The 20858-nt window shown below is 38.4% G+C and carries 20 protein-coding genes; 10 read left to right on the top strand and 10 right to left on the bottom strand.

Features of this window, described 5'->3' with window-relative positions; genetic code table 11:
- Positions 1-23: 23 nt before the first annotated feature.
- The 4 genes from QM450_RS03655 to QM450_RS03640 all read left to right on the top strand — a co-directional run bounded on the left by QM450_RS03655 (position 24) and on the right by QM450_RS03640 (position 1940).
- Positions 24-215, top strand: a complete 192-nt coding sequence (locus QM450_RS03655) for a PspC domain-containing protein (protein WP_075229473.1) — start codon at positions 24-26, stop codon at positions 213-215.
- 30 nt (positions 216-245) lie between these two features.
- A complete protein-coding gene (locus QM450_RS03650; RefSeq protein ID WP_049548929.1) occupies positions 246-380 on the top strand; it encodes a DUF4044 domain-containing protein in 135 nt (44 codons plus the stop codon).
- A 75-nt stretch (positions 381-455) separates the two neighbouring features.
- Entirely contained in the window at positions 456-1766 is a 1311-nt protein-coding gene (gene obgE / locus QM450_RS03645; protein WP_414319689.1) for a GTPase ObgE, read from the top strand.
- 9 nt (positions 1767-1775) lie between these two features.
- Complete coding sequence (locus QM450_RS03640) at positions 1776-1940, top strand: hypothetical protein (protein WP_049502767.1); 165 nt, start codon at positions 1776-1778, stop codon at positions 1938-1940.
- Between the two features lie 35 nt (positions 1941-1975).
- Here the strand turns inward: QM450_RS03640 and QM450_RS03635 are convergent, their stop codons facing one another.
- The 6 genes from QM450_RS03635 to nrdH all read right to left on the bottom strand — a co-directional run bounded on the left by QM450_RS03635 (position 1976) and on the right by nrdH (position 9487).
- The gene (locus QM450_RS03635) at positions 1976-2446 is read right to left on the bottom strand and encodes an arginine repressor (RefSeq protein WP_075231622.1); all 471 of its coding nucleotides are present in this window, start codon (positions 2444-2446) and stop codon (positions 1976-1978) included.
- Complete coding sequence (locus QM450_RS03630) at positions 2397-4736, bottom strand: Xaa-Pro dipeptidyl-peptidase (RefSeq protein WP_414319688.1); 2340 nt, start codon at positions 4734-4736, stop codon at positions 2397-2399. The genes QM450_RS03635 and QM450_RS03630 overlap by 50 nt, the downstream gene beginning before the upstream one ends.
- Positions 4737-5008: 272 nt before the next feature.
- Entirely contained in the window at positions 5009-5776 is a 768-nt protein-coding gene (locus tag QM450_RS03625) for a DeoR/GlpR family DNA-binding transcription regulator (RefSeq protein WP_414319687.1), read from the bottom strand.
- Between the two features lie 128 nt (positions 5777-5904).
- Positions 5905-6867: a class 1b ribonucleoside-diphosphate reductase subunit beta gene (nrdF, locus tag QM450_RS03620; RefSeq protein ID WP_414319686.1), complete on the bottom strand. Its 963-nt coding sequence runs from the start codon at positions 6865-6867 to the stop codon at positions 5905-5907.
- A 173-nt stretch (positions 6868-7040) separates the two neighbouring features.
- The gene (gene nrdE / locus QM450_RS03615; RefSeq protein WP_414319685.1) at positions 7041-9200 is read right to left on the bottom strand and encodes a class 1b ribonucleoside-diphosphate reductase subunit alpha; all 2160 of its coding nucleotides are present in this window, start codon (positions 9198-9200) and stop codon (positions 7041-7043) included.
- 68 nt (positions 9201-9268) lie between these two features.
- Positions 9269-9487 (bottom strand): glutaredoxin-like protein NrdH, encoded by a 219-nt coding sequence (nrdH, locus tag QM450_RS03610; protein ID WP_000259242.1) that lies wholly within the window; start codon positions 9485-9487, stop codon positions 9269-9271.
- Positions 9488-9850: 363 nt separating this feature from the next.
- On the opposite strand from nrdH, the gene QM450_RS03605 reads away from it, so the two are divergent.
- The 3 genes from QM450_RS03605 to udk all read left to right on the top strand — a co-directional run bounded on the left by QM450_RS03605 (position 9851) and on the right by udk (position 12616).
- A complete protein-coding gene (locus tag QM450_RS03605) occupies positions 9851-10114 on the top strand; it encodes a phosphocarrier protein HPr (protein ID WP_000146952.1) in 264 nt (87 codons plus the stop codon).
- Between the two features lie 4 nt (positions 10115-10118).
- A complete protein-coding gene (gene ptsP, locus QM450_RS03600; protein WP_414319695.1) occupies positions 10119-11852 on the top strand; it encodes a phosphoenolpyruvate--protein phosphotransferase in 1734 nt (577 codons plus the stop codon).
- Between the two features lie 125 nt (positions 11853-11977).
- Positions 11978-12616, top strand: coding sequence for a uridine kinase (gene udk, locus QM450_RS03595; protein ID WP_006151582.1), 639 nt, complete (start codon positions 11978-11980; stop codon positions 12614-12616).
- Between the two features lie 200 nt (positions 12617-12816).
- Here the strand turns inward: udk and QM450_RS03590 are convergent, their stop codons facing one another.
- From QM450_RS03590 to QM450_RS03580, 3 genes are read right to left on the bottom strand one after another with little or no spacing between them, the layout of a single operon-like run.
- Positions 12817-13380 (bottom strand): ECF transporter S component, encoded by a 564-nt coding sequence (locus tag QM450_RS03590; RefSeq protein WP_075230865.1) that lies wholly within the window; start codon positions 13378-13380, stop codon positions 12817-12819.
- A complete protein-coding gene (coaC, locus tag QM450_RS03585; RefSeq protein WP_414319684.1) occupies positions 13364-13915 on the bottom strand; it encodes a phosphopantothenoylcysteine decarboxylase in 552 nt (183 codons plus the stop codon). The genes QM450_RS03590 and coaC overlap by 17 nt, the downstream gene beginning before the upstream one ends.
- Positions 13916-13926: 11 nt before the next feature.
- Positions 13927-14616, bottom strand: a complete 690-nt coding sequence (locus tag QM450_RS03580; RefSeq protein WP_414319683.1) for a phosphopantothenate--cysteine ligase — start codon at positions 14614-14616, stop codon at positions 13927-13929.
- Positions 14617-14757: 141 nt separating this feature from the next.
- Here QM450_RS03580 and QM450_RS03575 point away from each other — a divergent pair, with 141 nt between their 5' ends.
- The 3 genes from QM450_RS03575 (at position 14758) to QM450_RS03565 (ending at position 19256) form a co-directional block, all read left to right on the top strand.
- Positions 14758-15957, top strand: coding sequence for a hypothetical protein (locus tag QM450_RS03575; RefSeq protein WP_414319682.1), 1200 nt, complete (start codon positions 14758-14760; stop codon positions 15955-15957).
- Positions 15938-17413 (top strand): hypothetical protein, encoded by a 1476-nt coding sequence (locus QM450_RS03570; protein ID WP_414319681.1) that lies wholly within the window; start codon positions 15938-15940, stop codon positions 17411-17413. The genes QM450_RS03575 and QM450_RS03570 overlap by 20 nt, the downstream gene beginning before the upstream one ends.
- A gap of 172 nt (positions 17414-17585) precedes the next feature.
- Positions 17586-19256 (top strand): formate--tetrahydrofolate ligase, encoded by a 1671-nt coding sequence (locus QM450_RS03565; protein ID WP_414319680.1) that lies wholly within the window; start codon positions 17586-17588, stop codon positions 19254-19256.
- Positions 19257-19346: 90 nt separating this feature from the next.
- Here the strand turns inward: QM450_RS03565 and lysS are convergent, their stop codons facing one another.
- Positions 19347-20837 (bottom strand): lysine--tRNA ligase, encoded by a 1491-nt coding sequence (lysS, locus tag QM450_RS03560; RefSeq protein ID WP_414319679.1) that lies wholly within the window; start codon positions 20835-20837, stop codon positions 19347-19349.
- Positions 20838-20858: the final 21 nt, after the last annotated feature.

The raw sequence follows: 20858 nt of genomic DNA, 5'->3' as shown, positions 1-20858 counted from the left end.
CATCGAAGAAAGGAAATGAAGAAATGAAAAAGAAATTTATGAGAAGTAGTCGAGATCAAAAAATCGGTGGAGTATGCGCTGGTCTAGCTAATTATTTTGATATTGATCCTACAATTGTACGTGTAATCTGGGGAGTTCTAGCTTTTTGTTATGGTAGTGGACTGATTGCTTACTTGATTTTATGGGCAATTGCTCCAGTTTCGGAAGAATATTAAAAATAGGGAATTATAGAAAAGGAGAGAATAATGGCATTTGGTGATAATGGAAAACGTAAAAAAACATTTTTTGAGAAATTGACACTATTCGTCGTTTTGATTATGTTGTTTGTAACCTTAGCAGGTATCTTTGCTACAGCCATTGGTGTATTTAGCAGATTTTAAAATGCTAGATTTTCTAGCAAGTAGTAATAGTTGGTGACTGGGATTTCCCAGCCCTTTTTAGAGTGAGAAAAGAATATGAGTATGTTTTTAGATACAGCCAAGATCAAGGTCAAGGCTGGAAATGGTGGCGATGGGATGGTTGCCTTTCGCCGTGAAAAATACGTCCCTAACGGTGGACCCTGGGGGGGTGATGGAGGTCGTGGTGGTAACGTTGTCTTTGTTGTAGATGAAGGTTTACGTACCCTGATGGACTTCCGTTACAATCGTCATTTCAAAGCCCAATCGGGTGAAAAAGGGATGACCAAAGGAATGCACGGACGTGGTGCAGAAGACTTGATTGTTCGTGTACCTCAAGGGACAACTGTGCGTGATGCTGAGACTGGAAAAGTCATCACTGACTTGATTGAGCACGGTCAAGAGTTTATCGTTGCTCACGGTGGTCGAGGTGGCCGTGGAAATATCCGTTTTGCAACACCAAAAAATCCTGCGCCAGAAATCTCAGAAAATGGAGAACCCGGTCAGGAACGTGAATTACAGTTAGAACTTAAAATTCTTGCTGATGTTGGTTTGGTTGGATTCCCTTCAGTTGGAAAATCAACTCTGCTCAGCGTAATTACCTCTGCAAAACCTAAAATTGGTGCCTACCACTTTACCACGATTGTACCAAATCTTGGTATGGTCCGTACTCAATCAGGTGAGTCCTTTGCAGTGGCAGACCTTCCTGGATTGATTGAAGGCGCTAGTCAAGGTGTGGGCCTGGGAACTCAGTTCCTTCGCCATATTGAGCGTACTCGCGTTATCCTTCACATCATCGATATGTCAGCCAGTGAAGGTCGCGATCCTTACGAAGATTATCTAGCTATTAATAAAGAGTTGGAATCTTACAACCTTCGTCTAATGGAGCGTCCCCAAATCATTGTTGCTAATAAGATGGATATGCCAGAAAGTCAGGAAAACCTTGAAGAATTCAAGAAAAAATTGGCTGCTAATTATGATGAATTTGAAGAATTACCGCCAATCTTCCCAATCTCAGGTTTAACCAAACAAGGTTTGGCAACTTTACTAGATGCAACAGCCGAGCTTCTTGATAAGACGCCAGAATTCCTTCTTTATGATGAGTCAGAGATGGAAGAAGAAGTTTATTATGGCTTTGACGAAGAAGAAAAACCATTTGAAATTAGTCGTGATGACGATGCAACTTGGGTACTTTCAGGTGAAAAACTCATTAAACTCTTTAACATGACTAACTTTGATCGTGATGAGTCTGTCATGAAGTTTGCTCGTCAGTTGCGTGGTATGGGAGTTGATGAAGCTCTCCGTGCCCGTGGTGCCAAGGATGGAGATCTGGTTCGTATCGGTAAGTTTGAGTTTGAGTTTGTAGACTAGGAGATAGCTATGGGAGATAAACCGATATCTTTCCGAGATGCTGATGGAAATTTTGTTTCTGCAGCAGACGTCTGGAATGAGAAAAAGTTAGAAGAACTCTTTAATCGCCTCAATCCAAATCGTGCTTTGAGACTTGCAAGGACTAAAAAGCAAGCTGAAAATAACAAATCATAAAATAAACCCGTGATGACTGTAATCACGGGTTTTTGCTACCGATCAAAAAATAGAGGTGGTGCAAATTGTTTGAGGCGTTCAAAGCAAGATTGAGCTTGTTCCTTATCCTCGCAGATAACCAAACAGACATCATTTCCACAGATAGTAGCCACTATTTCAGGGAAGTTTAGGGCGTCCAAGATAGATCCGAAGGATTGTGCCAAACCTGGATAGGTTTTGATAACAACCTGGTGTTGGACGGGTTGCATCATGTAGAGGGCTTCCTCCATATAGACTTCTAGCCGTTTTTCCCACTTGGATGTAGAGTCAGTGTTGATTGAATAATAGGAGTGCTCCCCTTCACGAATCTTAGAAAGATTCATCAGATTGATGTCTCTTGAAAGTGTTGCTTGTGTGACCTGTACTCCGTTTTCAATCAGTAGTTCTTGTAATTCAGTTTGGGTATGAATTTTTTGTTTAGTGATTAGGGCTCGGATGAGCTGGTGTCTTTGCTCGGCTTTGTTCATCTACAGTTACCTCCCTTTGAAAAGGTATCTCAAGATTGGACTGTTCAAGGTCGACAGTCAAGTGATAGTCTGTATTGTCACGTACAGTAATCTCAAAGTCTGTTGTGTAAAGAACGAGACGTACTGTATCGCCTTCTTTTAGTTTGTAAATAGTTGGTTGGAGTTCAAATTGGAATTCTAACCATTCATCTGGCTTAATTTCTTCAATTTTCAATAAATCATGACGATTTTGAAGATTGAGATAGCCTTTGGTGATAACACGTTGAGCATTTGGGATAAATGGTAGCTCGCAAAGGTTTTCCAGCATATGGTAACGACCATTATCAATAGTACGAGCAGACAAGACTCCTGGATACGGTTGTAGGTATTTCTTTTGACCAAGTTCGAGAAGTTGGGCAGATAGTAAGCCTTTATTGGTACTTGATTTGAGACGGAGGTTTAGTTTAACACGCCCATTGAGATGAAGGTCCTCTGTCACTGGCAGATCAATAGTTACCTGATTGACTTTCCCTTGATAGAGTTCATTATTAAAGGTTTGATAGGTTTTTCCAAAACGTTCAAAGTCTGATTCTTGGTAATGATTTTCAATGACAGCTTCTTCAGTACCTAAAGAGAAAGTTTTATGGTCACTTTGATTTCCAAAATCTTCAAGAGTCATCCAGGTTTGAGGAGCAGTATTGTCTTGCCAAACGACTCTTGGAAGTTGGTAGTCAGTTTCTTGGTCCAATAATTTCTGCGTCAAAAGAGCATTCATGGATTCACGGAAATCAATAGACTGCCAGTTGTTCATATAGACATGGGCGCCGTTATGGTAAAAGAGATGTTTCTTAATACTGCTCGGAAGAGCATTGAACATTTGATAGACATGAAGTGGTTTTACATTCCAGTCTTGCGAACCGTGGGTAAAGACAACTTCAGCCTTAACTTTTTCAGCATTAAGAAGGTAATTTCTGTCATGCCAAAATTGGTTATAATCGCCAGTTTTACGGTCTAGATTTTTCTTCAGTTCTTCTACAGAATCTTTATGAGCTTCGTTTCCGCGAATATAGTCACCAGCTAAGAGATTACGAGAATAAGTTAATTCATCTAATGAATCGAAGTCCTCACCTGGATAGCCTCCAGGGCTTGTTACCAGACCATTTTCTCGATAATAGTTGTACCAAGAAGAAATACCTGCTTCAGCAATAATGACCTCTAAACCATCAACTCCTGTAGTAGCAAGACCATTAGACATTGTTCCTAGATAAGAAAGACCAGTAGTTGCAACTTTTCCATTTGACCAGTCAGCCTTGACCTGACGTTTACGACTGTGGTCTGTGAAGGCACGACAACGACCATTGAGCCAATCAATGACATTTTTATAGGCTTCAACTTGTCGGTAATCTCCGTTGGTCATTTGACCTTGAGAATCCTTGGTTCCAAGACCAGATACGTAGATATTTGCAAATCCTCTTGGAAGGAAGTAGTCGTTAAGTGTGTAACTGCTATTGATATGAGTGAGTCTTTCTTCAGCTTCTGAAACAAGTTCAACTTCTCCAACAGGTTCAACCAAGTCTAATGTTGGTTTTTCTAGAGAAATTTCATGCGGTTCCTTGACTTCTAGCTCAGCTTCCATTTTGTAAAGAGCTTTATCGCTTGCTTTATCATTGGTTCCTTGATGGTAAGGACTTGCCGTCATAACAGCTGGAATTTTGCCGTGGTAAGATGGACGAATAATGTTTACCTTGATAAGATCTGGCAGTCCATCATTATCAGAATCAATACGACTTTCTACATAAACAACTTCCCGAATAGCATTGTTTGCAGAAAAGGATGCCAAACTCTTGCCATTGAAGTAGTGGTAATCATTGTCCTCAGGGATAAGACCGTCGCTAACCAATTGATCGATTAAGGTATTTCCCTTTTTAGTGCGCGTGTTAAGGAGTTGATAGAGATTGTCAATCAAATCTCCGTATACAATAGGGAATGCCGTTTCTTTATGAAAAACAAGACCATTTTCAAAGTCTGTCAAGTAACTGAAACCAAGCAACTGAAAGGCAACAGTATAGAAAATTTCTGCAGTTAATTCACGATCAGAATTGAAGAAAGTGAGCAGATTAGTTTCATTATCAACCGCTAAAGTTGAGAGGGGATAATCCGTATTTTTGTAATTGAAAAAACAAGTTCTAACAAAAGCTTCAAACAGTTCTTTCGCAGAATTTGATTGGTCAAGTTTGAATCCAAGGCTGGATAGTTCCTGTAAAGCTTCTTGCTGGCTTACAGGATAGTAACTGAATTGATTAAAACGCATAGATGCCTCCTTTGAAGAATCATTAAATTTATTTTATCAAAAAAGTAGGGAAAATGATAGAAAATACAAGTAACTGTTATAATAAACTAAAAAGGATGACTTCGTGAAATGGAATATAAAAAGACAGGTTCGAGGAATCTATTAAATTAAAAATACAGAAATCATAGATTTGAAAAATAATTGAAATATTTTAGATTGCACGCTTAATATAAAATAAAAAACTAGCCATGGAATTAGTAGTAGCTACTAAATTTTATGACTAGTTGTAAATTTTAAGGTTTTGACTTGATAATTTTAGTTTGTTTAGACAGTGATTGGAGTGTTTGGTCACTTAATTTTGAATCAGTGATAATGGTGTCGATATCTGAGATATTGTAAAATGTGAAGAAATCAAATTTATCAAATTTGCTATGGTCAGCTAGGAGATACTTTTTATTGGCGTTTTCCAGTGCTAATTTCTGAGCTTCTCCTTCGTCTTCACTAAAAGTAGCGATAGCATGATCCTTGATACCATTACAACTAACGAAGGCTTTTGAAAATTGCAAACTGGAAATATCTTGGAGGGTTAGAGTGCCTACAAATGCTCCAGTAATTGAACGATAATTACCACCGATTAGAATTAGATCAGTTAACTTACGCTCGTTTAGAATGAGAAATACAGGCAAACTATTGGTAACAACACGAATGTTATCGATAGCAAGCTCACGCGCAAAAAACTCTAAGGTAGTACCTGGACCAATAAAAATAGTTTCTCTTTCTTCAACTAAATGACCAGCAAAGCGAGCAATTTCTTGTTTTTCTGCTGTTTGTAGTCCCTGTTTTTCAACGTTAGAACGCTCATTATTTAATAAGGAACCTGTTCGAAGTTTTTCGGCTCCTCCATGAACACGAACCAGTAAATCTTTATCTGCCAACTCTTGTAAATAACGTCTAGCAGTCATATCTGAAATATCTAGGCGACTCATAATCTCTTTAACAGTGATCGTTCCTTTTGTATTAACAATTTCTAAGATAGTATCTAATTTTTCTTGCTTCAGCATTGAACCACCCCCAAATCTAATATTATTTTATCATATTTTAAACAGCTAAGCAACTTAAAGAAAACAAAAATAAACAAAAAAAAACATCTAGTTTGTAATTAAACTTAGATGTTTTTTTAGGTTAGATATTAATTTAGTCCATAGTTATAGTCATCATCCTGCATAGCTTCAACTTCACCAAGTAGATAGCCATTACCAACTTGAGAGAAGAAGTCGTGGTTTGATGTACCAGTTGAAATCCCGTTCATAACGATCGGATTGACATCGTCAGCTGAATCAGGGAAGAGAGGATCTTGCCCCAAGTTCATAAGAGCCTTATTAGCATTGTAGCGAAGGAAGGTTTTAACCTCTTCAGTCCATCCGACTTCGTCATAGAGGCTCTCTGTGTAGCCTTCTTCATTCTCATAAAGAGTATAGAGAAGGTCGTACATCCATTCTTTGAGTTTTTCTTGCTCATCTTCTGGCAATTCATTGAAACCAAGTTGGAATTTGTAGCCGATGTAGGTTCCGTGTACAGATTCGTCACGAATGATCAACTTGATGATCTCAGCTACGTTGGCTAACTTGTTGTTTCCAAGATAGTAGAGTGGTGTAAAGAAACCAGAGTAGAAAAGGAAGGTTTCAAGGAAGACACTCGCTACTTTCTTTTCAAGAGGAGTTCCGTTTAGGTAGATTTCATTGATAATTTCAGCTTTTTTCTGAAGATATGGATTGGTATTAGTCCATTCAAAAATTTCTTCAATTTCAGACTTGGTATTTAAGGTTGAGAAGATAGAAGAGTAAGACTTAGCATGAACAGATTCCATAAATTGGATATTGTTAAAAACAGCTTCCTCGTGAGGCGTACGAATATCAGCACGAAGGGCTTGAACACCAGTTTCTGATTGCATGGTATCAAGAAGGGTCAAACCTCCAAAAACTTTACCAACAAGGTCTTTTTCCTTATTAGAAAGCTTTCTCCAGTCGTCTAGGTCATTTGACAAAGGGATACGTGTATCGAGCCAGAATTGCTCAGTCAGCTTTTCCCAGGTTGATTTGTCAATGATATCTTCGATGGCATTCCAGTTAATAGCTTTGTAGTAAGTTTTCATTTGAAATCTCTTTCTGTGTGTAGTAATGCGATAACATAATCATTCTTATTTTATCATAATTCTATGCTATAATCGAACAAAAAGTCGGAAGCCCGACTTTTATGTTCTTACATGATTCTATCAGCAAAATACGTTTAATGGATTAAGTAAATGTAATTTCTTTGAGAGTTGAATTAAATCACACAGCTCTCGCATTGGTTAGCACCGACTTCTCCACCATCATCTGTAAAGGTACGGACGTAGTAGATAGACTTGATACCTTTGTTGAAGGCATAGTTACGAAGGATAGACAAGTCACGTGTCGTTTGTTTGTTTTCTTTCTTCCATTCGTAAAGGCCTGTTGGAATATCACTACGCATGAAGAGTGTGAGTGAAAGTCCTTGGTCCACGTGCTCAGTTGCAGCAGCATAAACATCAATGACCTTACGCATATCCATGTCATAAGCAGAAGTGTAGTAAGGAATGGTTTCTGTTGACAAGCCAGCAGCAGGGTAGTAGATTTTACCGATTTTCTTCTCTTGGCGTTCTTCGATACGTTGAGTAATTGGGTGGATAGAAGCAGAAACGTCATTGATGTAACTGATAGAACCATTTGGCGCTACAGCAAGGCGGTTTTGGTGATAGAGACCATCTGCTTGAACCTTGTCGCGCAGTTCAGCCCAATCAGCAGCACTCGGGATAAAGACGTCTTTGAAGAGCTCTTTGACACGGTCTGATTTTGGAACAAATTCGCCTGTCACATACTTGTCGAAGTAGCTTCCGTTAGCATAGTCTGATTTTTCAAAGTTGTGGAAGGTAACACCACGTTCACGTGCGATATTGTTTGACTCAACCAAGGTCCAGTAGTTCATAAGCATGAAGTAGATGCTTGTGAATTCAACAGACTCAGGTGATCCATATTCGATCAATTGTTGGGCAAGGTAACTGTGAAGTCCCATTGCTCCAAGACCGAATGTATGAGCTTGACTATTTCCGTGGTCGATAGTAGGAACAGCTACGATGTGTGAACTATCTGTAACGAAAGTAAGGGCACGAACCATTGCACGGATGGAACGTCCAAAGTCAGGTGAAGTCATCATGTTGACCACGTTTGTTGAACCAAGGTTACATGAGACATCAGTACCCATTTTTAGGAATTCTTGAGCATCGTTGATAAGACTTGGTTCTTGGACTTGAAGAATCTCTGAACACAAGTTACTCATGATAATCTTACCGTCAACTGGATTTGCGCGGTTAGCTGTATCAATGTTGACTACGTAAGGATAGCCTGATTCTTGTTGTAGTTTAGAAATTTCAGTTTCCAAATCACGCGCCTTGATCTTTGTCTTACGAATGTTTGGATTTGCAACTAGCTCATCGTATTTTTCAGTGATATCGATGTAGTTGAAAGGCACGCCGTATTCAAGCTCTACAGAGTAAGGACTGAAGAGGTACATTTCTTCATTTTTACGAGCCAATTCGTAGAATTTATCTGGTACCACAACACCAAGTGAGAGAGTCTTGACACGAACTTTTTCATCCGCATTTTCCTTCTTAGTTGAAAGGAAGGCGATGATATCTGGGTGGAAGACATTGAGGTAAACAACTCCAGCACCTTGACGTTGACCGAGTTGGTTAGAGTAAGAGAAGCTGTCTTCGAAAAGCTTCATAACTGGTACAACACCAGAAGCAGCACCCTCATATCCTTTAATAGGAGCTCCAGCTTCACGAAGGTTGCTGAGGGAAATTCCCACACCACCACCGATACGTGAAAGTTGAAGAGCAGAGTTGATAGAACGTCCGATAGAGTTCATATCATCTGTTACCTGGATCAAGAAGCAAGATACCAACTCACCACGACGTGCACGACCTGCATTCAAGAAAGAAGGAGTAGCAGGTTGATAGCGTTGGTGGATGATTTCATTAGCAATATCAATAGCAATCGCTTCATCACCATCTGCGAAGTATAGGGCATTAAAGAAGACACGGTCTTCCATGCTTTCAAGATAGTACTCCCCGTCATTAGTTTTCAGAGCATACTGATTATAGAATTTATAGGCAGCCATGAAAGACTTAAATTGGAAGTTCTGATCCTTGATAAATTGATGCAGTTCTTCCAAAAATTCTGGACGGTATTTCTTGATAAATGCTGTTTCAATGTAGTTATGCTCAATGAGGAAGTTGATTTTATCCGTAATTGAGTTAAAAACCATTGTATTTGGTACAACATTTTCTTTAAAGAAGGCTTCTAAAGCTTCCTTGTCCTTGTGAAGCATAATTTGTCCATTAACAGGACGGTTAATTTCATTATTAAGACGGAAGTAAGTCACATCTTCAAGTTGTTTTAATCCCATAAAAAATCCTTTATCTAATTACAAAAGAAAGGCTTCTAAGGTAGACATAGAAGCTTTTGTCCTGATTCTTAAGCAAGTTGTTTGAGTTTACCTGGTTGGAAACCAGAGAAAACTTCTGTCGGTGTCTGAATAATAGGAGCAGCACTAAAGCCAAGCTCTTTTACTTGATCAATGTATTCAGGTTGTTCATCAAGATTGATTTCTTTATATTCAACATTATTACTGTCTAAAAAACGTTTCGTCATTTTACATTGGACACAGTTGTTTTTAGAATATACGGTTACCATTTCTGTAACTCCTCTTTAAAAAATTATTACTTTCTTAGTATATCAGAAAAAAAAACTTTGTCAACTTTCTAAAACTAAATCTTGTGTACTTATTTTACTGATTTTACTAACGAACACAATATATAGTGTAGTGTTGAAAAATAATTACAGAAAAAGCAATGATTTCATTATAGGTGTCTCGACAAAAACTACATACTGTGTTTTGCTAAATTTAATAGAAGATTTTCAGCAAGTTATCTGAAAGGAAATTGAAGAAAGTCCATAAAATACTTGAAAAATATCAATGAAGGTGATATAATACTAAATTGTAAGGGTTATCAGATATGTAACTCAACAAGAAAACTATTAAAGGAGAGTCAAACTATGGCTTCTAAAGATTTCCACGTAGTGGCAGAAACAGGTATTCACGCACGTCCAGCAACATTGTTGGTACAAACTGCTAGCAAATTTGCTTCAGATATCACTCTTGAGTACAAAGGTAAATCAGTTAACCTTAAATCTATCATGGGTGTAATGAGCCTTGGTGTTGGTCAAGGTGCTGACGTTACAATCACTGCTGAAGGTGCAGACGCTGATGACGCTATCGCTGCAATCTCAGAAACAATGGAAAAAGAAGGATTGGCATAAGGAAATGACAGAAATGCTTAAAGGAATCGCAGCATCTGACGGTGTTGCAGTTGCAAAAGCATATCTACTCGTTCAACCGGATTTATCATTCGAGACTGTTACAGTCGAAGATACAAATGCAGAAGAGGCTCGTTTGGATGTTGCTCTTGAAGCTTCTCAAAACGAGCTTTCTCTTATCCGCGAGAAGGCTGTAGGTACGCTTGGTGAAGAAGCGGCACAAGTATTTGACGCTCACTTGATGGTTCTTGCTGACCCTGAATTGATCGGTCAAATCAAAGAAACTATCCGTGCTAAGAAAGTGAATGCAGAAGCAGGTCTGAAAGAAGTTACAGACATGTTTATCACAATCTTTGAAGGCATGGAAGACAACCCATACATGCAAGAGCGTGCAGCGGATATTCGCGACGTAACAAAACGTGTATTAGCTAACCTCCTTGGTAAAAAATTGCCAAACCCAGCTTCTATCAATGAAGAAGTAATCGTGATTGCTCACGACTTGACTCCATCTGATACAGCTCAATTGGATAAAAACTTTGTTAAAGCTTTTGTAACAAACATTGGTGGTCGTACAAGTCACTCAGCTATCATGGCTCGTACACTTGAAATCGCTGCAGTTTTGGGTACAAACAATATCACTGAAATCGTTAAAGATGGAGACCTACTTGCCGTTAACGGTATTACAGGTGAAGTGATTATCAATCCTAGTGAAGAACAAGCGGCTGAATTTAAAGCAGCTGGTGAAGCTTACGCTCAACAAAAAGCTGAATGGGCACTCTTGAAGGATGCTCAAACAGTTACTGCTGACGGTAAACACTTCGAATTGGCTGCCAACATTGGTACTCCAAAAGACGTTGAAGGTGTTAACGAAAACGGTGCAGAAGCTGTAGGGCTTTACCGTACAGAGTTCTTGTACATGGATTCTCAAGACTTCCCAACTGAAGACGAACAGTACGAAGCGTACAAGGCTGTTCTTGAAGGAATGAACGGTAAACCAGTTGTCGTTCGTACAATGGATATCGGTGGTGACAAGGAGCTTCCTTACTTCGATATGCCACATGAAATGAACCCATTCCTTGGTTTCCGTGCTCTTCGTATCTCTATCTCTGAAACTGGAGATGCAATGTTCCGCACTCAAATCCGTGCCCTTCTTCGTGCTTCTGTACACGGTCAATTGCGTATCATGTTCCCAATGGTTGCGCTTTTGAAAGAATTCCGTGCAGCTAAAGCAGTCTTCGATGAAGAAAAAGCAAACCTTCTTGCTGAAGGTGTTGCAGTTGCGGATGACATCCAAGTTGGTATCATGATTGAAATTCCTGCGGCAGCTATGCTTGCAGACCAATTTGCAAAAGAAGTTGACTTCTTCTCAATTGGTACAAACGACTTGATCCAATACACAATGGCAGCAGACCGTATGAACGAGCAAGTTTCATACCTTTACCAACCTTATAACCCATCAATCCTTCGTTTGATCAACAATGTTATCAAAGCAGCTCACGCTGAAGGTAAATGGGCTGGTATGTGTGGTGAGATGGCTGGTGACCAAACAGCTGTTCCACTTCTTGTCGGAATGGGCTTGGATGAGTTCTCTATGTCAGCTACATCTGTACTTCGTACACGTAGCTTGATGAAGAAACTTGACACTGCTAAAATGCAAGAATACGCTAACCGCGCTCTTACAGAATGTTCAACAATGGAAGAAGTTCTTGAACTTTCTAAAGAATACGTTGACTTCGATTAATCAATTACAAATCCTTGTAGCTTCTAGCTATGAGGACTTTTTCTTCTCTTTTTGTAGAAAACTCTATCTGTAAAATTTATCAAAAATATGGTAAAATAGACAAGGGAAAATACAAGGAGGCTACAATGCAAAATAGACCAATCATTATCGGAGTAACAGGGGGATCTGGAGGAGGAAAGACAAGCGTATCTAAAGCAATCTTATCGCATTTTCCAAACGAGAAAATAGCTATGATTGAGCATGATTCCTACTATAAAGATCAATCTCATCTAACCTTTGAAGAAAGAATCAAAACCAACTATGACCATCCTTTTGCTTTTGATACTGATTTGATGATTGCGCAAATCAAAGAGTTGTTGGCAGGACGTCCAGTTGATATTCCGACCTACGACTATGCTGCTCATACTAGAAGTTCAAAATCCTATCGCCAAGAACCTCAAGATGTCTTTATCGTAGAAGGAATCTTGGTTTTGGAGGACAAACGTCTTCGTGATTTGATGGATATCAAGATTTTCGTAGATACAGATGATGATGTCCGTATCATTCGTCGTATTAAGCGTGATATGGAAGAGCGTGGTCGTAGTTTAGACAGCGTCATTGACCAGTATCTTGGTGTAGTAAAACCCATGTATCATCAATTTATCGAGCCAACAAAGCGTTATGCAGATATCGTTATTCCAGAAGGAGTAACCAACACAGTAGCTATTGATTTGCTAACAACAAAGATTGAAAAGATTTTAGAAGAAGCACGTCTTGCCCAATAATAAGCAGATAAAAAGGCTGTGGGAAAGTAAAGATTTTATCAAGATTGAACCTTTTTCTCATATCCGTGAATCTTTACAATCATGCTTTTAGATAGAGAAAAATATTGTTTCAAAGGATTTTTTGACACTTTAAGATTCAATAAATGCTGGAGCAGAGTTTCAGTCCAAATAAAAATCGAGGTCGGGATTTTCCCGACCTCTTATTTTTTGATTTTTTCAAGTCTCGGAACAATAACTAGGGTGAGTATTGCTGAGATAATCAGTTCTGCGATAGAGTTTGTTGAGATAACAGTAGCTAATAGTTTCTGGATATTTCCGTCAAAAACATTTCCAAAAAGGAAGAAGATACCGCCTAGTACAAATACAGTATTAGTAAGGGAACCAAGTGCTCCCGCAAAGATAAGCCCCGTCTTGTTTCTGAGGAGTTTATAGACAAAGTATGGTGTCAAACCGATTAAGATACGAGGAATAATAGCAATAGCAAGTGAAGCTAGATTCCCATTTGGTACAAAAGGAGAGAAAAGGTAGCTAGTTGGGAGAATAGTGATCGTATTGACAGTCAAGCTAATCATTCCCATCAAGAAACCTAAGATAGCCCCAATCCGTGGTCCGTAGATGATACTAGCAATGATGACCGGGATATGGACAATGGTTGGTTTAATTGGAAATGGCAAGACATTAAAGACAATAGAGCTCAGCAAATGAATGACAATCATGCTGGCAAAAAAGATAGCAATAGGAGCAATATTAGAGCGTTTGTTCATGAAGTTTTTCCTTTATCTGTTGTAAAATAGTATCAAGATCAGCAAGAGCACCACGTCCTACATCGCCACAGGCCAGTAGGGACTCTTTTGGAGCAATAATTGTATAACCATAAGTTTCTAAAGTTTTTAAGTTTGTTTGAGTTGCTGGATGGTCATACATTTTGGTATTCATAGCAGGTGCCACTAGTTTTGGAATATAGTGGGGCAAGGCAAGAGCAGTAGAGGTTACCATATTGTCGGCAAAACCATATGCTACTTTTGCAATCGTATTAGCGGTAGCAGGGGCAAGGATAAACAAATCTGTTTCTTTGCCTAACTCGATATGATTGACTTTGTCAGGATAAGGTTCCCGCATAACATCCAGATGTACGGTATTTTGAGATAGGACTTGAAGGGTTAAAGGTTGAATAAAGGCAGTCGCAGCCTGGGTCATGAGTACAGTAACAGAATGTCCCTGTTTCTTCAAGTTACTAACCAAATCAGCAGCCTTGTAAGAGGCGATAGAGCCTGTAACAGCGAGTGTAATACGAGCCATAATTTTCCTTTCTAACGATCAAATCCTTGAATTTTTTCCACTAACAAGTCAGCAATTTCTTGTTTGCTAGCAGCAATCTGATAATCTTTTTCTTCTACTAGATAAGCCAAGTGTTGATCAGCATTAATCTGAGTGAGGTCATTAGCGACAATCAAATCAGCTTGATTCTTTTCAAGACTTTCTCTAGCGATTTGAATCAGATGCTCCTTAGTAACATCGACAAGGAGTTTAAAGCCAATGAGATGGATACTTGGATTCCATTCTTTAACAAGAGAGATGATCTTTGGGTTTTTCTTGAGAAATAGGACTTGCACCTCATCCTTAGAGGAGATCTTTGTTTCCATATTTTTCTTATGTAAAAATTCATTTAAATCTTGGCTTGCTTGAACTTGGTCAAGACCAGTCATGTAAACAGGGCTGTAGTCAGAAACAGCCATTGAATGGATCAAGACTTGATAATCAGGGACAATCCGTTTCATCTCTTGGAGTAAATCGGAAGTGTTTTTAATTTCAATAATGGTTAAATTCTGGTCTAGATCTGGTTTTAGTGCTTGTTGCGTAGTAATCAGACAAACTTGGTGACCAGCATTTAGTAAAGTCTCAGTTATTACTTTACCAAGTCTACCAGTAGAGTGATTGGTAATGGAGCGAACTCGGTCTATTGCCTCGCTTGTACCACCAGATGTAACTAAAATTTTCATAGAACTATTGTACAAAAAAATGAACAGTAAGTAAAATGAAAGCGATAAAATATAACTAAACTTTATAACTATATTATTATTGACAATTAATTTAAGATATAAGATAATTATTTTAGTTATATATGAAAAGGGGAAGCCGTTATGGACTTTTTTAAGTTTGCAGATAATATGGTTAAAGAAGCTAGTAAAGTAATTGATGATGCTAGTAAGACAACTAGTAGCGTACTTAATGAAGCTGGAAAAGCTTTAGATAGCGCTGGGAAAGTTACAGGAGATTTATTATCAGATTCTGTAAAAGTAATAGGAGATGTATCAAATAAGATAGGAAATGTTGTTTCAGACGTTTCAGGTCAAGCTGCTACAGTAGCGAATGATACTGTTCAACAAGTAACAGAGGTTGCATCTGGCACGCTTAATCAAGCTGGTAAAGTTGCAACGGAAGCAAAATCACAAATTGATTCAATAGATCTTTTTAATGGTAAACTAAGGTCCGAAGCCGTTGAGAACTATCATGAATCTATTCAAACATATAATGAAAAAGCCACAAATCTAACGAATAAATCGACTGAGCTTTATAAAAGTAGAGACAAGGCGATCAAAGTTGTCAAAATCATTGAAGAAAGAATTAGTAAATTAGCAAATAAACCGAAAGAATTTGAAACAAAATTAGACGAAATAATTGTTGAAATACAGAATTTCGAAGATAAGCAGTTAGCTATTACTCAGGCAATCAAAGAAGCAGAATTAGCCAGCGGTAGTACGGCAGCTACAGCTTCTTTAAGTGCTTTAGGTGTGACAGTCGCAACTTTAGGTCCTACTGCAGCTATGGGAGTTGCAACTACTTTTGGTGTCGCATCAACAGGAACAGCAATTTCTAGCTTGACAGGTGCAGCAGCAAATAGTGCGGCATTAGCTTGGTTAGGTGGAGGAAGTCTAGCAGCAGGCGGAGGAGGTATGGCTGCTGGCAATGCCTTTTTAGCCATGGCGGGCCCTGTTGGTTGGGGGATTGCTGGCTTAATGTTAACAGCGTCTGTCGGAGCAGGTGTTTTTGCTAATAAAAAAAATGAAGAAGTAGCTAAAGAAGCGCTTGGTGAACAAAAGAAAATTGAGTTATTAATTAGACAAACTGATAAATCAATAATAGAAATTAGTGAATTAATTAATTTAATTGAAAAGCAAACTGAGGGGATTTATTTAGCTAATCTTTCTTTAATTGGAAAAGATTATAACTTATTTACAGATGATGAAAAGTATCAAGCAGGTAGTTTAGTAAATTCAACCCTCTCACTTACTTCGATGATTAATAAGGAAATTAAAATAAATGATGAATCAGGCTGTTAATAGAGCATTTTATCAAGGGATAGGTGCTTATGTCAATTGTTTAAACAACTTGAGAATTCAAGACTTACAAATTGCCATGAAAATGATTGAGGATGAAGCTCGACATGTCATTTTAAACAAGGACAATGCCTCTAAAATCTTAAACTATGCTAGAGATAACATTGAAGACGTTATTCTAAAGAATCGTGGAGGTGAATACGGCGGTCACGGTTTTATTGCTGAATTTGCAGAAGCAGGAATTGTGAATGCGAGAAGAGCTTTTGAAGGATTAAATCCTATTGTAAAAGTATTGAATGATAATGGACCAGCCGATTTATTAATTGGTAGAAATACCATTCAAATGAAGTTTTATAATAATTTACGTGATGAACTAGCTCAATCATTTCATTACAGTGCAAAAATGAAAATGATGTTTCCAAAAGATCACGTGTTAGTATACGAAAAAATTATGGCTGGCGCCAAAGAAGTTGAATTTAATGGTAAAAAATTGTCTATTAAACAAATTACTGATATACGACAAATGATCAATGATATTACCGAAAGCAAGGGACTTATTTCATATAAATCTTGGATGAAATCATCTGTTCTAAATTATGATGATGCTCAAAGAAATTCAATTAATAAAGTATTAGACTTAGAGAAAATAAAAATTGATAAAAAGGTCAAAGTAAAGCGGAGAGAATTAGCTAAGAAGAAAATTCTTGCCAAAAAAAATTCTTTACCAAATTTAAGAGAAGCTAACAAAATTGCAAAAAATACTTTTCTTTTACAAGGTGGTTTAGCATTAATGTCATCTGTGTATGGGAAATACAAAGAAGGAAAAACAATTTTTGAATTTGAACAATCAGATTGGTTAGACTGTGGATTAGAAACAGTGGAAGGTGCGGTAAAAGGTTGTATATCAGGTTACGCGATTTATGGTCTCACTAATGTTTTTAAAATGAGTGCTCCTAATGCAAGTGCGTTTGTAACAGCAAGTTACGGCATGGTAGATATTATTACTAAACTTAGAACAAATGAGATTACTGAGGATGAATTTATAAATTTTATAACTATCAATACATTGGATACAACATTAGCGACAATTGGTTCATGTGTTGGTCAAACACTTATTCCTGTCCCTGTCTTAGGAGCAGTAGTAGGTTCAATAGCTACTTCAATAATTTGGGAAATAGGCAAAGGGATTTTAAGTGATAGGGAACAGGAATTAATTCAAAATTACAGGGAAAACTTAGATAACCATATCAAAAACTTAGATGATAAATACAAAATTATTTTTAATGATATTATGGATAAATATCATAAACTAGGACGATTACAGGATTACTCTTTTGATTTATCTATCAATACACGTCTTCGTTTTGAGTATTCAATTGAATTAGCTGAGTATATAGGAGTTTCTGATGACGAAATTCTACATGATTTATCCGAAATTGATAGCTACTTTCTGAGTTAGTAGAAAGCTTTCAACTATAGTTAAAACCTATAAAGGCATATAAAAATTTAAAAAGAAGCAAAGAAAGTCTGAAGTGTTGTGATATTTACGAACGTTTAGAGAGTTTAAGGATGTTAAAAATCTTGTTTTGTGTTATAATGAATTATCATATAAGAGGTTAGAGGAGTTTTGAATGAAAACAGATATTGAAATCGCACAGAGTATTGAGTTGAAGCCTATTGTTGATGTTGTAGAGAAACTGGGTATTTCTTACGATGATTTGGAGTTGTATGGAAAATACAAGGCTAAGCTTAGTTTTGATAAGATTCGTGAAGTGGAAAGTAATCCAGTCGGTAAATTGATTCTAGTTACTGCTATCAATCCAACACCTGCTGGTGAAGGAAAATCAACTATCACTATCGGACTTGCTGATGCTTTGAATAAGATTGGTAAGAAAACCATGATTGCTATCCGCGAACCTTCTCTTGGGCCTGTCATGGGGATTAAAGGTGGAGCTGCCGGTGGTGGTTATGCCCAAGTTTTACCAATGGAAGACATCAACCTTCACTTTACTGGAGATATGCATGCTATTACAACAGCAAATAATGCTCTCTCTGCTTTGATTGACAATCATTTGCATCAAGGAAATGAACTTGGAATCGACCAACGTCGTATTCTCTGGAAACGTGTGGTGGACTTGAACGATCGCGCCCTTCGTCACGTAACTGTTGGACTCGGTGGTCCTCTTAACGGTATTCCACGTGAAGATGGCTTTGATATCACTGTTGCTTCAGAAATCATGGCAATCCTTTGCTTGGCAACTGATATTGAAGATTTAAAACGTCGTTTGGCCAATATCGTTATCGGTTACCGCTATGACCGTACACCTGTTTCAGTTGGTGATTTACAGGTTGAAGGTGCCTTGGCATTGATTTTGAAAGATGCTATCAAACCAAACTTGGTTCAAACCATCTATGGAACACCTGCCTTTGTACATGGTGGCCCATTTGCCAATATCGCACACGGATGTAACTCAGTTTTAGCAACGAAAACGGCTCTACGTTTAGCAGATTACACAGTGACAGAAGCTGGCTTTGGTGCAGATCTTGGTGCAGAGAAGTTCCTGGATATCAAGACTCCAAACTTGCCAACAGCTCCAAGTGCAGTAGTCATTGTAGCGACTCTTCGTGCCCTTAAAATGAATGGTGGAGTTGCTAAAGATGCTTTGACAGAAGAAAACGTAGAAGCAGTTCGTGCAGGTTTTGCTAACTTGAAACGTCACGTTGAGAATATCCGTAAGTTTGGTATTCCAGCACTTGTTGCAATTAACGAATTTGTATCTGATATAGAAGCAGAAATCGCAGCCTTGAAAGAACTTTGCGCTTCAATTGATGTTCCAGTTGAATTAGCTAGCGTATGGGCTGATGGAGCTGAAGGAGGAGTGGCTTTGGCTGAAACTCTCGTCAAAACAATTGACGAAAACCCAGCAAACTACACACGTCTCTATGACAACGACCTTTCTGTTCAAGAAAAGATTGAAAAGATTGTAACTGAAATCTACCGTGGTAGCAAGGTTAACTTTGAGAAGAAAGCTCAAACACAAATCGCTCAAATCGTTCAAAACGGATGGGACAAATTACCAATCTGTATGGCTAAAACTCAATACAGTTTCTCAGATAATCCAAATGCTCTTGGTGCACCTGAAAACTTTGAAATTACTATTCGTGAATTGGTACCAAAATTGGGTGCAGGATTTATCGTTGCCCTTACTGGTGATGTCATGACCATGCCTGGACTTCCAAAACGCCCAGCAGCTCTTAACATGGATGTTGAAAGTGATGGAACTGTCCTTGGTTTATTCTAATTAAACAACAAAAAGACAAGCTCAAAATTGAGTTTGTCTTTTTTGAGATTACTAAAAAATCTCCTAGAATGTGACTAGGAGATTTGTATTTTATTTCATAGTTGGGAAAAGAAGCACATCACGGATAGTTGTTGTATCAGTGAGGAGCATGCAGAGACGGTCGATACCGATTCCCAAACCACCTGTTGGCGGCATACCGTATTCAAGGGCTTCGATGTAGTCGTAGTCAATGCCAGTCGCTTCGTCGTCACCAAGTTCTTTAGCTTTTGCTTGGGCTTCAAATCGGCTAAGCTGATCGATTGGATCGTTGAGCTCAGTAAAGGCATTTCCGTATTCTTTAGTCATAATGAAGAGCTCGAAGCGGTCTGTAAAGCGCTCATCTTCAGGATTTTTCTTAGCAAGTGGTGATACAGCTACTGGGTGACCGTATACAAATGTTGGTTGAATCAATGTTTCTTCAACAAATTCTTCAAAGAAAGCATTGATAATGTGTCCAACTTCAGTATAGTGTTTTTCAACAGGAACATTCTTTTCAGCTGCGATAGCTTTAGCTTCTTCGAAAGTCATATCTTTCCAGAAATCAACACCTGTAATTTCCTTGATTGCATCCACCATGTGTATACGTTTAAATGGTTCATTGATCCTGATTTCAGTTCCTTGATAGATAACTGGACCGTCGCCTTTAACAGCTTTAGCAACGTGTTGAATAATGCCTTCAGTCAAGTCCATGATATCCTGGAAGTCTGCGTATGCTTGGTAAACTTCGATAGAAGTGAACTCAGGATTATGTGTAGCATCCATTCCCTCGTTACGGAAGATACGACCAATTTCATAAACACGCTCCATACCACCAACGATAAGGCGTTTCAAGTGAAGCTCAGTCGCGATACGAAGAACCATGTCAATGTTTTGAGCATTGTGGTGAGTGATGAATGGGCGAGCAGCAGCACCACCAGCCTCGTTGTGAAGAACTGGTGTTTCAACTTCAAGGAATCCTTTTTGGTCTAGATAACGACGGATTTCAGAGATGATTTTTGAACGAGTAACAAAACGTTCGAAGCTTTCACGGTTTGAAATCAAATCAAGGTAACGTTTACGGTAGATTGTTTCAACGTCTGAAAGTCCGTGGAATTTCTCAGGCAATGGACGAAGGGCTTTAGACAAGTGCGTGATATGAGTAGCCTTGATAGAGAGTTCTCCCATATCAGTACGCATCACTTCCCCTTCGACACCAAGGAAGTCTCCCAAGTCAGCCTTTTTAAAGATTTCGTAGTTTTCTTCACCGACAGCGTCTTTACGAACGTAGATTTGAATTTGACCTTCGCGGTCTTGAAGGTGGGCAAATCCAACCTTACCTTTACCACGTTTGGTAACAAGACGACCTGCAATAGTAGCAGTTTCGTTCAATTCATGTAGTTGTTCCTTATCGAGGTCAGCATATTTATCTTTTAATTCTTGTGAGTTAGCAGTGCGTTCAAAGCGTTTACCGAATGGATCGATTCCTTGTTCGCGGAGCGCAGCCATTTTTTCACGGCGAACGATCTGCTGGTCATTTAGTTCTTCCATATGTTCTGTTGACATGGTTTCCTCCTAGTTTTTACT

The organism is Streptococcus infantis, assembly GCF_047464615.1.
In the GTDB taxonomy this organism is placed as follows: Bacteria; Bacillota; Bacilli; order Lactobacillales; family Streptococcaceae; genus Streptococcus; species Streptococcus infantis_Y.
Note: the sequence above shows the minus strand (reverse complement) of the source record. Positions and strands in the feature narration are given on the sequence as shown.